14 protein-coding genes and 1 riboswitch are annotated in these 14,689 nt (G+C 55.0%); of the genes, 9 read left to right on the top strand and 5 right to left on the bottom strand.

Annotated features, from left to right (window positions below; genetic code table 11):
- Positions 1-2 precede the first annotated feature (2 nt).
- Entirely contained in the window at positions 3-1,415 is a 1,413-nt protein-coding gene (leuC, locus tag J5067_RS15955; RefSeq protein ID WP_264644555.1) for a 3-isopropylmalate dehydratase large subunit, read from the top strand.
- A gap of 14 nt (positions 1,416-1,429) precedes the next feature.
- Complete coding sequence (gene leuD, locus J5067_RS15950; protein WP_264651533.1) at positions 1,430-2,032, top strand: 3-isopropylmalate dehydratase small subunit; 603 nt, start codon at positions 1,430-1,432, stop codon at positions 2,030-2,032.
- A gap of 33 nt (positions 2,033-2,065) precedes the next feature.
- Here the strand turns inward: leuD and J5067_RS15945 are convergent, their stop codons facing one another.
- Positions 2,066-2,968, bottom strand: a complete 903-nt coding sequence (locus tag J5067_RS15945; RefSeq protein ID WP_264651623.1) for a LysR family transcriptional regulator — start codon at positions 2,966-2,968, stop codon at positions 2,066-2,068.
- A gap of 104 nt (positions 2,969-3,072) precedes the next feature.
- Between J5067_RS15945 and J5067_RS15940 the strand changes: the two genes are divergently transcribed.
- Positions 3,073-3,702 carry an NADPH-dependent F420 reductase gene (locus tag J5067_RS15940; RefSeq protein ID WP_264651532.1) on the top strand — a complete coding sequence of 210 codons (630 nt, stop codon included), beginning with the start codon at positions 3,073-3,075 and terminating at the stop codon, positions 3,700-3,702.
- 359 nt (positions 3,703-4,061) lie between these two features.
- On the opposite strand, the gene J5067_RS15935 is transcribed toward J5067_RS15940, so the two are convergent.
- The gene (locus tag J5067_RS15935; RefSeq protein ID WP_264628266.1) at positions 4,062-5,066 is read right to left on the bottom strand and encodes a pentapeptide repeat-containing protein; all 1,005 of its coding nucleotides are present in this window, start codon (positions 5,064-5,066) and stop codon (positions 4,062-4,064) included.
- 479 nt (positions 5,067-5,545) lie between these two features.
- Positions 5,546-5,710: a glucose uptake inhibitor SgrT gene (gene sgrT / locus J5067_RS15930; RefSeq protein WP_264651531.1), complete on the bottom strand. Its 165-nt coding sequence runs from the start codon at positions 5,708-5,710 to the stop codon at positions 5,546-5,548.
- A gap of 90 nt (positions 5,711-5,800) precedes the next feature.
- Here sgrT and sgrR point away from each other — a divergent pair, with 90 nt between their 5' ends.
- From sgrR to ilvN, 6 genes are all read left to right on the top strand, one after another.
- The gene (gene sgrR / locus J5067_RS15925) at positions 5,801-7,474 is read left to right on the top strand and encodes an HTH-type transcriptional regulator SgrR (protein ID WP_264651530.1); all 1,674 of its coding nucleotides are present in this window, start codon (positions 5,801-5,803) and stop codon (positions 7,472-7,474) included.
- Positions 7,475-7,498: 24 nt separating this feature from the next.
- A riboswitch (TPP riboswitch) is annotated at positions 7,499-7,628 on the top strand.
- Positions 7,629-7,729: 101 nt separating this feature from the next.
- Complete coding sequence (thiB, locus tag J5067_RS15920) at positions 7,730-8,686, top strand: thiamine ABC transporter substrate binding subunit (protein WP_264651622.1); 957 nt, start codon at positions 7,730-7,732, stop codon at positions 8,684-8,686.
- On the top strand, positions 8,662-10,290 hold the full coding sequence (gene thiP, locus J5067_RS15915) for a thiamine/thiamine pyrophosphate ABC transporter permease ThiP (protein WP_264651529.1): 1,629 nt from the start codon (positions 8,662-8,664) through the stop codon (positions 10,288-10,290). The genes thiB and thiP overlap by 25 nt, the downstream gene beginning before the upstream one ends.
- Positions 10,274-10,981, top strand: a complete 708-nt coding sequence (thiQ, locus tag J5067_RS15910; RefSeq protein ID WP_264651528.1) for a thiamine ABC transporter ATP-binding protein ThiQ — start codon at positions 10,274-10,276, stop codon at positions 10,979-10,981. Before thiP ends, thiQ begins: the two co-directional genes overlap by 17 nt.
- Before the next feature lie 368 nt (positions 10,982-11,349).
- Entirely contained in the window at positions 11,350-13,014 is a 1,665-nt protein-coding gene (gene ilvB / locus J5067_RS15905) for an acetolactate synthase large subunit (protein WP_264651527.1), read from the top strand.
- Between the two features lie 4 nt (positions 13,015-13,018).
- Positions 13,019-13,312: an acetolactate synthase small subunit gene (ilvN, locus tag J5067_RS15900; protein WP_222158218.1), complete on the top strand. Its 294-nt coding sequence runs from the start codon at positions 13,019-13,021 to the stop codon at positions 13,310-13,312.
- 64 nt (positions 13,313-13,376) lie between these two features.
- On the opposite strand, the gene J5067_RS15895 is transcribed toward ilvN, so the two are convergent.
- Positions 13,377-13,727, bottom strand: coding sequence for a YebY family protein (locus J5067_RS15895; RefSeq protein ID WP_264629061.1), 351 nt, complete (start codon positions 13,725-13,727; stop codon positions 13,377-13,379).
- A 133-nt stretch (positions 13,728-13,860) separates the two neighbouring features.
- Positions 13,861-14,634, bottom strand: coding sequence for a DedA family protein (locus tag J5067_RS15890; RefSeq protein ID WP_264651526.1), 774 nt, complete (start codon positions 14,632-14,634; stop codon positions 13,861-13,863).
- Positions 14,635-14,689: the final 55 nt, after the last annotated feature.

The following is a 14,689-nucleotide window of genomic DNA, read 5'->3' as shown; positions in this document are numbered from 1 at the left end:
CCATGAGCAAGACCTTATACCAGAAGCTGTTTGATGCCCACGTGGTGTACGAAGCGCAGAACGAAACGCCGCTGCTGTATATCGACCGCCATCTGGTGCATGAAGTCACCTCGCCGCAGGCCTTTGATGGCTTGCGCGCCATGGGACGCAAACTGCGCCAGCCGGGCAAAACCTTTGCCACCATGGATCACAACGTATCCACCCAGACCAAAGACATCAATGCCTGCGGTGAAATGGCCCGCATCCAGATGCAGGAACTGATCAAGAACTGCGCCGAGTTTGGCGTTCAGTTGTACGATCTGAACCACCCGTATCAAGGCATCGTCCACGTTATCGGGCCGGAACAGGGCATGACCCTGCCGGGCATGACCATTGTGTGCGGCGATTCCCATACCGCTACCCACGGTGCCTTTGGTTCACTGGCATTTGGTATCGGCACCTCCGAAGTAGAACATGTGATGGCGACGCAAACCCTGAAACAGGGCCGCGCCAAAGCCATGAAAATTGAAGTAACAGGCCAGGCCGCGCATGGCATCACCGCGAAAGACATCGTGCTGGCGATTATCGGTAAAACCGGTAGCGCAGGCGGTACCGGTCACGTGGTGGAGTTCTGTGGCGACGCCATCCGCGCGTTGAGCATGGAAGGCCGCATGACGCTGTGTAACATGGCGATTGAAATGGGCGCAAAGGCCGGTTTAGTCGCACCGGATGAAACCACGTTTGCCTACCTGAAAGGCCGCCAGTTCGCGCCGAAAGGGGCCGATTGGGACGCTGGCGTGGCGTACTGGAGCACGTTGAAATCCGATGCGGATGCGGTGTTTGACACCGTCGTCACGCTGGATGCTGCCGATATCGCACCACAGGTAACCTGGGGCACCAACCCCGGTCAGGTTATCGCCGTGAACCAGAATATCCCCGATCCTGAATCCTTTAGCGATCCGGTTGAGCGCGCTTCTGCCGCCAAAGCGCTGGCGTATATGGATCTGCAACCGGGCATCAAGCTGACCGATGTCGCCATCGACAAAGTGTTTATCGGTTCCTGTACCAACTCGCGTATCGAAGATTTGCGCGCTGCCGCCGCCATCGCCAAAGGGCGTAAAGTGGCCGCAGGGGTGCAGGCTATCGTGGTGCCCGGCTCTGGCCCGGTGAAAACTATGGCGGAACTGGAAGGTCTGGATAAAGTGTTTATCGAAGCGGGCTTCGAATGGCGTCTGCCAGGCTGCTCCATGTGTCTGGCAATGAACAATGACCGCCTGAACCCCGGTGAGCGCTGTGCATCCACCAGCAACCGTAACTTTGAAGGCCGTCAGGGGCGTGCGGGCCGTACTCACCTGGTCAGCCCGGCGATGGCTGCTGCCGCCGCCGTGACAGGGCATTTCGCTGATATCCGCGAATTACCTTCGTCCGCGAATTAATAAGGAGACGCCTGATGGCTAAATTTACCCAACATACCGGGCTGGTCGTGCCGCTGGACGCCGCCAACGTGGACACGGACGCGATCATCCCCAAGCAATTTTTGCAGAAGGTCACGCGCACCGGTTTCGGCCAACATCTGTTTCACGACTGGCGTTTTCTGGATGACGCAGGCCAACAGCCCAACCCTGAGTTTGTGCTGAATAAACCGCGTTACAAAGGGGCTACCGTCCTGCTGGCGCGAGAAAACTTCGGCTGCGGTTCCTCCCGTGAGCACGCACCCTGGGCGCTGACCGACTACGGTTTTCATGTGGTGATCGCCCCAAGCTTTGCGGATATTTTCTACGGTAACGCGTTTAACAACCAACTGCTGCCGGTAAAACTGAGTGACGCTGATATCGACGACCTGTTCAAACTGGTCGACGGCACACAGGGCATTACCTTTACCGTCGATCTGGAAGCGCAGACGGTCGATGCCGGTGGGAAAAAATACCCGTTCGAGATCGACAGCTTCCGCCGTCACTGCATGATCAACGGGCTGGACAGCATCGGCTTGACGTTGCAACACGAAGACGCCATTGCGCGCTACGAACAGCAGCAACCGGCATTTTTGCGTTAAATCACAAGGCACCGCGCTGCGGTGCCTTCTTTTTCACAAGCCTAAACCTTCGCCAAAAGCCTCCCTCAACGCCTCCACAAAACAGCGAATCTTGACCGTTTGCCGCCGTGCCGCAGGCACCAGCACATGCATCGGGCGGGCGGGGCCTTGATACTCCGGCAGCACCTGCACCAAACGTCCGGCCTCAATCTCTTTGTCTAACACATCGGCAGGACCCAGGGTGACGCCATAGCCCTCGATTGCCGCATGCAGCAGCGCTTTCCAGTCATTGGCGCGAAATCGCCCGGTTGGCCGGACTTCTTCGCTCTGCCCTTCACGCTGGAACAGCCAGCGACACGGCACGGTGGGCGTCCATTCGCCATACACCAGACAAGCGTGATGCGCCAAATCACTGGGTTTTTCAGGGAAACCTTCGCGCGCCACATAGGTAGGTGAGGCGCAGGCAATCAGCCGATAGGGCCTTAGCGGCCAGGCGATCAACGAGCTGTCGGCCAGTTCACCGATGCGTACGATCACTTCAAAACCCTCCTCAATCGGATCGACCATCCGATCGTTAAGCGTCAGCTCGATCTGCGTATCTGGATAACGATCGAGATAGCGGGTAATAAAGGGCGCAAGCGCATAAGCGCCAAAGGTAACGGGCGCATTAACCCGAATGGTCCCCGATGGCGTTGCTTTCATCTCCAGCGCAATCGCCTCTGCCGCTTCAACTTCCGCTAACACAATCTTGCAGCGTTCATAATAGCTGCGACCGATATCGGTCAAACTTTGACGTCGCGTGGTGCGGTTGAGCAAGCGTGCGCCGAGACGCGCCTCCAGCCAAGCCACATGCTTAGCCACTCCTTGCGGGGAGAGGCGCAACACCTCGGCCACTGCGGCAAAAGAGCCCAACTCAGCGGCTTTAACAAAGATGTGCATGCTGGTCAGCCTGTCCATCATTCACTCCAATTGGTTGTTTATTTATGTCTCATTTGTCATTTTATCTTATTTTAGTGGTGAATTACGCTCTCTGTTGATGAATGACGCAACAGGAGATCAGCATGAAAATAGGCATTATTGGCGCAGGCTTTGTTGGGCGAACGATTGCCACGCTCGCGGTTAACAGCGGGCATCAGGTGATGCTCAGTAACTCACGCGGCCCGCAAACGCTGTTCAGCTTCCGCTCGATGGTGGGCTGTCAGGCAGGAACGGTGGAACAGGCTATTCAGTTTGGTGATGTAGTGGTGATAGCCGTTCCGCTGACGGCCATCGATCAATTGCCTGCCGCGCTGCTGGCAGGCAAGCAGGTGCTTGATGCTGTCAATTATTACCCGGAGCGCGATGGTCAGGTTGATGTGCTCGACAGTGCGCAAACCACCACCAGCGAACTGCTGGCGCGCCATCTACCCGGAGCCATCATCACCAAGGCGTTCAATGCCATTCAGATGACTCAGTTGGAAAGCGATGGTTTACCGGTGGGCAGCCCCAACCGTCGGGCATTGCCACTGGCGGGGGACAATGTGCAAGGCAAGCAGATTGCCAGCGAACTGTACGAAACCTTCGGTTTTGATGCGGTCGATGTGGGTGCGCTCGCCGAAGGATGGCGCTTTGAGCGAGGTACGCCTGCTTACTGTGTGCGTATGACTAAAGAGATGTTGCTGGCAGCGCTGGCAAAAACCCCGGCAAGGTGATTGTTTCGCACCTATATCGGGTTTAGGCGGCCAGAATGAGGATCACCAATTAGCATTAATGATCTTTATAAAAAGCAAGTCTGGATGGTTTCAGGCTTGCACATTGCAGTGTTGAAATAAACAACCACGCATGTGAAAAAAATCACATCAATATCAAATGATAACCCTGCCAATTAAAATGCGATTAATAAAAACAGACAATTATAAATTACACATCAATGAACCAAGCTCAAACAATTACCTAACGATTTTATAACCAAGGATTTGTAATGCAAATCCCAACACCCTCTATATAATAGGAAAATAAACCATTGCATTCATTTTCTAATTTATCTACATGGTTAAAGGTTATCATCTGCCTATAGTCCAAATGGGTTAGTTCCAGCCATGTTAGTTCCTTCCACATTAATCTTGAGCAGGTTAGCTCTTGTTAATATTGCGTCGCGCAGGTTAGCTCTTTTCAGGTTAGCGCTGCTCAGATTGGCATCGGTCAAGTCAGCGTTGCTCAGGTCAGCTCTGATCAAGTTCGCGTTGCTCAGGTTCGCGTTGGTTAAGTCAGCCTCAATCAGGACAGACATTGTCGCGTCTGCGTGGGTTAGGTCTGCTCCGTTTAGTTTGGCATTTAGCAGCTCAGCTTGGGTCAAGTCAGCGTTGCTCAGGTTAGCATTGGTCAGAACAGCATCGTTTAGCTCAGCCCTTTTCAAGCTAGCATAGTTCAGGTTAGCATTGGTCAGGTCAGCGTCACTCAGAACAGACATTGACACGTTAGCGTGGGTTAGGTCAGCTCCGTCTAGTTTGGCATTGCTCAGGTCAGCACCGCTAAGATCAGCGCGTTTCAGGTCAACATCGCTTAGAATTGCGTTTCTTAGATAAGCGCCTTTCAGGTCAGCACCACTCAGGTTAACGCCTTTCAGGTTGATAACCCCATCATCAGTTAAGATATCTTTAATACAGGTGATATTGAGCAATGCTTTCAATTTGAGTGTTTGGAATATATTAAAAAAATTTTCAGCATCAATTTCTTGATTTTCTGACTTATTGCCTTTTGTTACTTCTACAGTAACTTTGTTTGTATGGTCTGTGTAATAAAATGACACCTCACACCCATGAATGCAATCTACGTGTATTTTCCTGCCATCTTCCATTTCTTTGGCTGTGAGTCCGCTAAAAGCACTTTCCATTTTCGTCATTATTTGATTATATAAATCCTCCTTATCTTTTCGTATTTTACCAAATGTAATAAAATTGATAATGTGTTCGAGTAATCCTTTTGGTGAAGTCATCTCTTTTATGGAACTGTCTGTTCCTATCATGGACATGGATAAATCATTTAATAAACGCCCTGCTGATGTATTAAGTAACATTGAAATAACCACAGTCAAAAAAAATATAATTTAATGTAAGTTTTTTGTTATGTTGATTTAATCGGGTTTATAACCGATATTGGTTGCAGTTTATAATGCGGGATTAACGGTCGACCAACCATTTTTTCAAGGTGCTCAATCCACACATCCAGCCACTGATACTAATCAGTGAGATAATCGTGAAGGTTGTAACGGGCCATAATGTCCCCATCGGGTGGCCGAGACGCTTCTCGATGACATGAAGCGGCGCACCAGGTTCTGAACAGTCCTTCACTAGTCATGAAGCGACTAAGGCCCATCTCTGTTTTATCTACTTTGTCTCGGCGTTTTCAGCGTGACTGTCTGCATATAGTCTCTGTAAGCAATGTGTACACGCCTCTTACCTAATACGCAAAATGCACACAAAAATGCCAGCGGCGCAAGCCGCTGGCTGGTGAAAAGCACCATTACTCAGAAGTTTCTCTACTACCTGAACAGCACTAGAGCCAGTGCCGGTACTCTTCTTCCGACATCGCATCGGTATGCCACTGTGTCACTTGCTGTAACAACGCCAGCTTTTGCTGGGCGCTGATCCTCCTCAGCCAGCAGCCAGGGCAGTGCAAGAAGTAGTGCCGGTAAAATTGATTGAGCCGTGAAATCGCCATCAGCCACCTCCGTGCTTTCCATGTTGTGCAGTATCGCCGTAATATAGGGAAAGATAAATTGATGACTTTAGTTCGCGGAGTTCCTCTTTTATGTCTTCGACACGTTTGCAACAGCAGTTTGTGCGCCTCTGGCAGCGCTTTCAGGGGCAAGATACCGACACCACGCTCGAAGAGCTGGCCGGGGTATTACTCTGCTCGCGCCGTCATATCCGTTCACTGCTGGGAGCCATGCAAAAAGAGGGATGGCTGCTGTGGCAGGCGGAAGCGGGACGCGGCAAACGCTCCCGTCTCAGTTTTATCTATACCGGCTTAACGCTGCAACAACAGCGCGCAGAAGACCTGCTGGAGCAGGATCGCGTCGAACAGTTGATCCAGTTGATCGGTGATAAAGAGACGGTACGCCAGATGTTGCTTTCCCACCTGGGCCGCCGTTTTCGTCAGGGGAAACACCTGCTGCGCGTGCTCTATTACCGTCCGCTGCGTAACCTGCTGCCCGGTTCTGCACTACGACGCTCAGAGATGCATATCGTCAGGCAGATCTTCAGCGGGTTAACCAAGATAAATGAGGAAAATGGGGAAATCGCACCGGACCTCGCGCACCACTGGCAGCAAATTACGCCTCAACATTGGCGTTTTTATTTGCGCCCGGCGATCCGGTTCCACGATGGACGCGAGCTGATGATGAAGGATGTCATCGCCTCGGTGATGCGCTTGACGTCGCAGGCCTTGTTCTCACATATCACACGCGTGACCTCCCCCATTCCCTTCGTTATCGATGTAGAACTGAGCGAACCCGATGGCTGGCTCCCCTGGCTGCTCGGCAGCGCACATGCCATGATCCTGCCCCACGACTGGCAGGCACAGGCCGATTTTGCGCGCCACCCTGTCGGCACCGGCCCCTACGCGGTGGAGAAAAACAGCGATAGTCAGTTGAAAATAAAAGCCTTTGATGACTATTTCGGCTACCGGGCGCTGATCGATGAGGTCAATATCTGGGTGCTGCCAGACGCCTCCGAAGAGCTGCCGGTATCCATTCAAGTACACAGCGACACCACCACGCGCGACGAGTTGGAAAGCCGCATGGAGGAAGGGTGCTATTTCCTGCTGTTTGATACCCGCTCTGCGCAGGGCGCGAACAGCGAGGTACGCCGCTGGATCAGTCAGATTTTCCACCCCATTGCCCTACTCGGCCAGACCGACAATACGCGCCGCTATGACTGGTCACCGGCGTACAGTCTGTTGCCACGCTGGCACCACCAGCGTCTCGTCAACCTGCAACCCAAACCCGCCGGACTCACGGACGTGACGCTGACGTTTTATCAGGAGCACCCCGAGTACCGCATCATTGGCGAGATCATGCATGATCTGCTGGCGCAGCAGGGCGTTACGTTGCATATACAGAAAGTCGACTACGAGCAATGGTATCTGGGAGAAGCGCAAAGCGACATCTGGCTGAGCAGCGTCAACTGCTACCCGCCGCTGGAGTTCTCGCTGTTCGCCCTGCTGTATGAGTTACCGCTGCTGCGTCACTGCCTGAGTGATTCGTTACAACAAGATGTACAGCGCTGGCGCGCTCAAACGCTCTCTATCGCTGATTTCAGCCAGCGCCTGATTGAAAGCGGTGAGATCCATCCGCTGTTTCACCACTGGTTACAGTTGCAGGGGCAGCGCAGCATGCGCGGCGTGCGCATGAATATGTTGGGCTGGTTCGACTTCAAATCCGCCTGGTTTGTGCCGCCGGAGCACGACGCCGACTTTCCCTGATGCTACAAACCCTTTACAATAATGACGTTCTCAACGGGGTGCAGGCCGTTTGTTGATAATATCGCCTTGTCAACGCACGGTATTTATGCTGAGAAAATACCCGTCGAACCTGATCCGGTTAATACCGGCGAAGGGATTTGAGAGTGCATTCGCCTGCCTCAAAGTCCTTTGCCACCCTAATCTACCCAGGAGTGCAAAGTGTTACAGTCGCTATTATCCCGTTTATTGCTTCCCGTTTTCGGCCTCACCGCCCTGATGCTCGGCTCCGCTGCCGCGAATGCCAAGCCTGCGTTGACCGTTTACACCTACGATTCCTTTGCGTCTGAATGGGGCCCCGGCCCGGCAATTAAAAAAGCCTTCGAACAAGAGTGCGAGTGTGAATTGAATTTCGTCGCGCTGGAAGATGGCGTTGCTCTGTTGAACCGCTTGCGCATGGAAGGCAAAAACAGCAAAGCGGATATTGTGCTGGGGCTGGATAACAACCTGCTCAAAGCGGCATCAGATACCGGGCTGTTTAGCGCACACAACGTAAAAACCGACGCGTTAACGCTGCCGGGCGGTTGGAACAATGCCACGTTCCTGCCTTATGATTACGGCTACTTCGCGTTCGTCTACAACAAAGACACACTAAAAAATCCACCGACCAGTCTTGATGCCCTGATCAACAGCGATCAGCCGCTGAAGGTGATTTATCAAGACCCGCGCACCAGTACGCCGGGGCTGGGCCTGCTGCTGTGGATGCAAAAGGTGTATGGCGATAAGGCCCCCGACGCCTGGCAAAAGCTGGCACGTAAAACCGTTACCGTCACCAAAGGGTGGAGTGAGGCTTATGGCCTGTTCCTCAAGGGCGAGGCGGATCTGGTGCTGAGCTACACCACCTCTCCGGCCTATCACATTATCGAAGAGAAAAAGACGAACTACGCGGCGGCGCTGTTCAGCGAAGGCCACTATATGCAGGTTGAGGTTGCCGGGCAGTTGAGCGCCAGCAAGCAACCGGAACTCGCAAACCGCTTTATGCAGTTTATCCTCAGCCCGACGTTCCAAAGCCTGATCCCAACCACCAACTGGATGTATCCGGTCACCGGCGTGGCACTGCCGGAAGGATTCCAGTCGCTGGCGCGCCCGGAAAAAGCGCTGTCCTTTAGCGCACCAGAGGTGGCGGACCTGCGCGGGCAGTGGATTCAGGCATGGCAACGCGCCGTCAGCCGCTGATCCCACACTGGCTCTGGCCGGGGCTGTTCACCGCCGCATTGCTGGCAGGCGTAGCCCTGCTGGCGTTTGGCGCACTCTGGCATCAGGCACCGGATACCCCATGGCAAACGCTGTGGGGTGACAGCTATGTGTGGTACGTGGTGCGCTTTACCTTTTGGCAGGCATTGCTTTCGGCGTTACTCTCCACGCTGCCCGCCATTGTGCTGGCTCGCGCCCTTTACCGCCGCCATTTTCCTGGCAGAACCTGGCTGTTGCGCCTGTGTGCCATGACGCTGGTGTTACCGGTGTTGGTGGCGGTATTTGGCATACTGCGCGTTTACGGGCGACAGGGCTGGCTGGCTCAGGGCTTAAGCGCACTCGGTTTTGACTACACCTTTTCCCCCTATGGACTGCAAGGGATCCTGCTGGCCCACGTGTTCTTTAATCTGCCGCTGGCGACACGCCTGCTGTTGCAAGCCCTGGAATCCATCTCCACGGAACAACGTCAGTTAGCGGCACAGTTGGGCATGAATACCTGGCAAACCTTTCGTCTTATTGAGTGGCCCTGGTTGCGGCGTCAGATCCTGCCCAGTGCGGCACTGATTTTCATGCTCTGCTTCGCCAGTTTTGCTACCGTGCTGTCACTCGGCGGCGGCCCGCGTGCCACCACCATCGAACTGGCTATCTATCAGGCATTGAGTTTTGATTACGATCCCGCGCGCGCCGCAGGGCTGGCGCTGATCCAGATGGTCTGCTGTCTGGGCTTGGTGTTACTGAGTCAACGACTCGGATCGTGGTTTGCCGTGGGCAATACCCAACAATTGCGCTGGCGCAACCCGCAGGATTCGCTGGCCGGACGTCTGGGCGATACCGTGATTATCCTGGCAGCGCTGTTATTGCTGGTGCCGCCCTTGCTGGCCGTGGTGCTGGACGGCCTCAATCCGGCGATGCTGACGGTGCTGAAACAGCCCGCACTGTGGCAAACGCTGTGGACATCCCTGCGTATCGCACTCGGTGCGGGTGCGCTGTGCGTTATCCTGACGCTGATGCTGCTGTGGAGCAGTCGTGAGCTGAAACTGCGTCAGCAGCGACTGGCCGGACAGTTGATGGACATCAGCGGCCTGCTGATTCTGGCGATGCCGGGCATTGTATTGGCGACCGGTTTTTTCCTCATTCTCAACAACACCGTCGGGTTACCGACCTCACCGTATGGGCTGGTGGTCACCACCAACGCGCTGATGGCGATCCCCTATGCGCTCAAGGTGCTGGAGAACCCGATGCTCGACGTGGCACAGCGCTATAACCTGTTGTGCCACTCTCTGGATATTCGCGGCTGGCATCGTCTGCGGCTGATTGAGCTGCGCGCGTTGCAACAACCCATTGCGCAGGCGATGGCGTTTGCCTGCGTGCTGTCGGTCGGGGATTTCGGCATTATTGCCTTGTTTGGCAATGAGCAGTTCCGCACGCTACCCTTCTATCTTTACCAACAAATTGGCGCTTATCGCAGCGCAGACGGTGCAGTGACCGCACTGTTACTGATGCTGCTCTGTTTCGCGTTGTTTACCGTGATGGAGACATTGACCCTGTGGCAAAAACGGGCGGGCCGACATGCTGTCGCTGAATAAACTCACTTATCTCTATCAACAGGCTCCCATGCAGTTCGATGTCAACATCGCGGCGGGAGAGCGCGTTGCCCTGCTGGGGCCAAGCGGTGCCGGCAAAAGCACGCTGCTCAGCTTGATTGCCGGGTTTTTATTACCGAACAGCGGCGAACTGTGGCTCAATGGCGACGATCACCGTCATACGCCGCCCGCAGAGCGTCCGGTGTCGATACTGTTTCAGGAAAACAACCTGTTCCCGCACCTGACGCTGGAACAAAATATTTCGCTTGGCCTGCACCCCGGCTTGCGTCTCACGGCAGCACAGCGTCAGGCATTACACGCGATTGCGGAACACGTGGGCTTAAGCAGCCTGTTGCAACGCCTGCCCGCGCAGGTTTCCGGCGGTCAACGCCAGCGCGCCGCATTGGCCCGTTGCCTGCTGCGTCAACGCCCTATCCTGCTGCTGGATGAGCCGTTCTCCGCGCTGGACCCGGCGCTGCGTCAGGATATGCTCACGCTGGTCGATACGGTATGCACAGAACAGCAGCTTACGCTGCTGATGGTCACTCATAATCTGGATGATGCGCTACGTATTGCCCCACGCAGCCTGCTGTTGGTGGAAGGTAACATCGCCTATGACGGCCCCACCATGTCGCTGTGTGACGGCAGCAGCGAGGCGGCGCGAATACTGGGGATTAGCGCAGCGCGTGACTGATCGTCTACACCGGGTGGCTACTCAACACAGGGTATTTTGTGAGCTGAATAAAATTTTCACTTTTTATTCCTTGTGGGTATTGCGCCTATTGCAACGGCCGTGCTTATATAAAACGGCTAATTAACTGACTGATTGACAGGAACACCGTGAGACACTCCGCTGCTATGACTTCTGCACTACTACACACCGCGCATGTTGACGCGGTCGTCGTCGTGCGCGTGGTCGTGGTGGTCGTCGTCGGCGACGCGCCGTAACGGGTTCCGAATCACAGCACGATTCCCAAACCCCGCCGGCGCCAGCCGAGCGGGGTTTCTTGTTTTTACCTCCCCCGCTCCGAAAACGCACCGGCCCAGATGAAGGATATTACTATGCGTTATACCGGAGCACAGTTGATCGTCCGGCTGTTGGAACAGCAGGGCATCACCACGGTAGCGGGCATTCCCGGCGGGGCGGCACTGCCGCTGTACGATGCGCTGGGGCAGAGCAAAACCATTCGCCATATTCTCGCTCGTCATGAGCAAGGGGCAGGGTTTATCGCGCAGGGCATGGCGCGCGCCAGTGGCAAAGCCGCCGTTTGTCTGGCTTCCAGCGGCCCGGGAGCCACTAACCTGCTGACCGCGATTGCCGATGCGAAACTCGATTCCATCCCTCTGGTGTGCATTACCGGTCAGGTCTCCTCGTCGATGATCGGTACCGATGCCTTTCAGGAAGTGGATACCTATGGCATTTCCATCCCCGTCACCAAACACAACTATCTGGTACGGGACATCAACGAACTGCCGCGCGTGATTTCAGACGCGTTTCGCATCGCGCAATCAGGACGTCCCGGCCCGGTGTGGATCGATATTCCGAAAGATATTCAAACCGCTACCATCGAATTGGCAGAGCTGCCCGCGATTGCTGAACGCGATCTCACGCCCGGCATCGATACACACGCCATCGCGCAGGCCGCCGCGATGATCAATGCGGCCGAGCGCCCAATCCTCTATCTGGGCGGCGGCATCATCAGCGCCGAAGCCCACAAACAGGCGATTGAACTTGCCGAGCGCGCCAACCTGCCCACCACCATGACGCTGATGGCGCTCGGTGCCATGCCGACGGATCACCCGCTGTCACTCGGCATGTTAGGCATGCACGCTGCCCGTGCCACTAACCTGATTTTGCAGCAGTCAGATTTGCTTATCGTGCTGGGGGCGCGCTTTGACGATCGCGCTATCGGTAAAGCGGAGCAGTTCTGCCCGGATGCCAGCATCATCCATATTGATATCGATGCGGCGGAGCTGGGAAAAATTCGTCAGGCGCACGTTGGGCTGCATGCCGATGTGGGTGAAGCGCTGACACAACTGTTGCCGTTGATTGAGCCGCAAAAACGCGAGAAATGGCATCAGACGGTATCCGAGCTACAGCAAACCTATCCGTTCCGCATGCCGGGCGCTGACGATCCGCTGAGCCACTACGGGCTGGTGCAGGCGACCGCACGGGCGTTGACGGACGATGCTATCATCGCCACCGACGTGGGCCAGCATCAGATGTGGGTGGCGCAGAGCTATCCGCTGCGTCGGCCGCGCCAGTGGCTGACCTCCGGCGGTCTCGGCACCATGGGGTTTGGTTTGCCCGCTGCAATGGGTGCTGCGCTGGCAGAGCCCGACAAAATTGTGGTGTGCTTTTCCGGCGACGGCAGCATCATGATGAACATTCAAGAGATGGCGACGGCGGCCGAAGAAGGGCTTAACGTTAAGATCATCCTGATGAACAATCAGGCATTAGGGCTGGTGCACCAGCAGCAAGACCTGTTCTATGGGCAGCGCATCTTCGCTGCGGATTACCGCTACCAAACGGATTTCGTCAGCATCGCTCGCGGCTTTGGCTTCGCGGCGTACGATCTGAATAACGCAGACGATCCGACTGCCATGCTGGCAGATGCCCTGCACACGCCGGGTCCGGCGCTGATTCATGCGGCTATCGATGCTAACGAAAAAGTATACCCGATGGTGCCGCCGGGCGGGGCCAACACCGACATGATTGGAGACTGACACCATGCAAAATCAATCAACTTCGTCTCACGTAACGCTAGAACTGGCGGTACGCAACCACCCAGGCGTAATGTCTCATGTGTGTGGACTGTTCGCCCGTCGCGCTTATAACGTGGAAGGCATTCTGTGTATGCCGCTGGCCGGGGGCAAAGAGAGCCGTATCTGGCTTCTGGTGCAGGAAGACAGCCGACTACCGCAGATGATAAGTCAGGTGGAAAAGCTGGAGGATGTGCTACAGGTGCGCCGCCACGGTGCCGACATGCGCATTTTTGATCAGGTGGCTGAGTTTTATCGTTAACGCTCGGCCCATTACCGCGATTAGCAGGATGCGCTGAGTCATCCTGCTAGCGGGCACATGGCGATTAATTACAGAGTTCGCGGCCTTCCATCATGATATCGACGGTAGACATTTGATAACCCGCCACTTGCGGATCCGGCTTGGTAACGGCTTTATTATTCAAAATGGTTGCCTTGCCCAGTTTACGGCCTGAATCAGCCAGCGCATTTGCCATACCATTAAGCGCATACACCTTGCCATCTTTACTGTTTTTCAGCACCACGATGCCCGTCGAACAAATGAGTTCCCCTTTCTCAAAGGTGAACGGCCATTTATCCCCGTAGCTTTTTGCCGTAATCGTTTTGCTTTTATCCCCAGCGGCATAAGCCCCTGCGCTCATCAACAGCACCAGCGCCGTAATCACGATCTTTTTCATTGTTTTTCCATCCATTGGTTATGATAGTAACGTGAACAACGGCAACCCACTGGGTTGCCGCTGCCTTCACGCGGGGATGATAGTAAAACAACGTTTCAAACAGATCTACTTTCGTGACGTATCAACAGGTTAATTAACCACGCAAAATCACTTTCCCGAGCAGATGGCTGTATACCGGCATCATCGGGTGTTGAAGTAACATCACCACCCCGGCGACGGCGGCCGTCATGGTCAACGGTGCCAACCAGCGCAAACGCACTATGGTTAACCACTTCAAACGTTTATGGCTTTTGGTTTGCTTGCGGCTGTTCCACCAGCGCCAGCCTAGCCATCCGGCAAGCCACACCACGATTGCCACCCCCAGCAGCAGCCAGCGAAATGACGCGCTGTTGCCACCGGAAGGAATGTCATACGCGACGCCCGCCAGAATGCCCGGCATAAAATAGACCGGCGGCCAGACAACGCAACCGATGATATTCGGCAGCGCAAAGCGCGCAGGGGGAAGTGCCAGCATTCCTGCCACCATCGGGATCAACGGGCGGGTTGGACCCACGAAGCGCCCGATAATCACCGTGGGCATCGGGTGTTGGTGCAAGGCGTGCTCTGTGCGACGCAGCAAGGTCTGGTATTTCTTTAAAAACGACCAGTTGTGCAGCGGCGTTTTGAATTTCCAGCCGATGAAATAGGATATCCAATCGCCGAGCAGGCAGCCCACCAACCCGGCCCCCCACGCCGCGTACAGGCTCAGTTGCCCGCTACCGATGAGCGCGCCCAGCGTCGCCATCATCACCGTACCGGGCAGCAATAGCCCCACCAGCGCCAGCGATTCTAAAAAAGCCACTAACATCACCGCAATCAGCGAATAAGTGACAGATTGGGTCACAAAATGATCCAGCCACGCTTCCATAAAGTCCTACCGGGTTATTAACGGCACCTTTGGTTTACTAAACAGTATGTTCGAT

The organism is Candidatus Symbiopectobacterium sp. NZEC151 (assembly GCF_025962655.1).
Lineage (GTDB): Bacteria > Pseudomonadota > Gammaproteobacteria > Enterobacterales > Enterobacteriaceae > Symbiopectobacterium.
The sequence above is the reverse complement of the archived record's forward strand: the minus strand, read 5'-3'. Positions and strand labels throughout refer to the sequence as shown.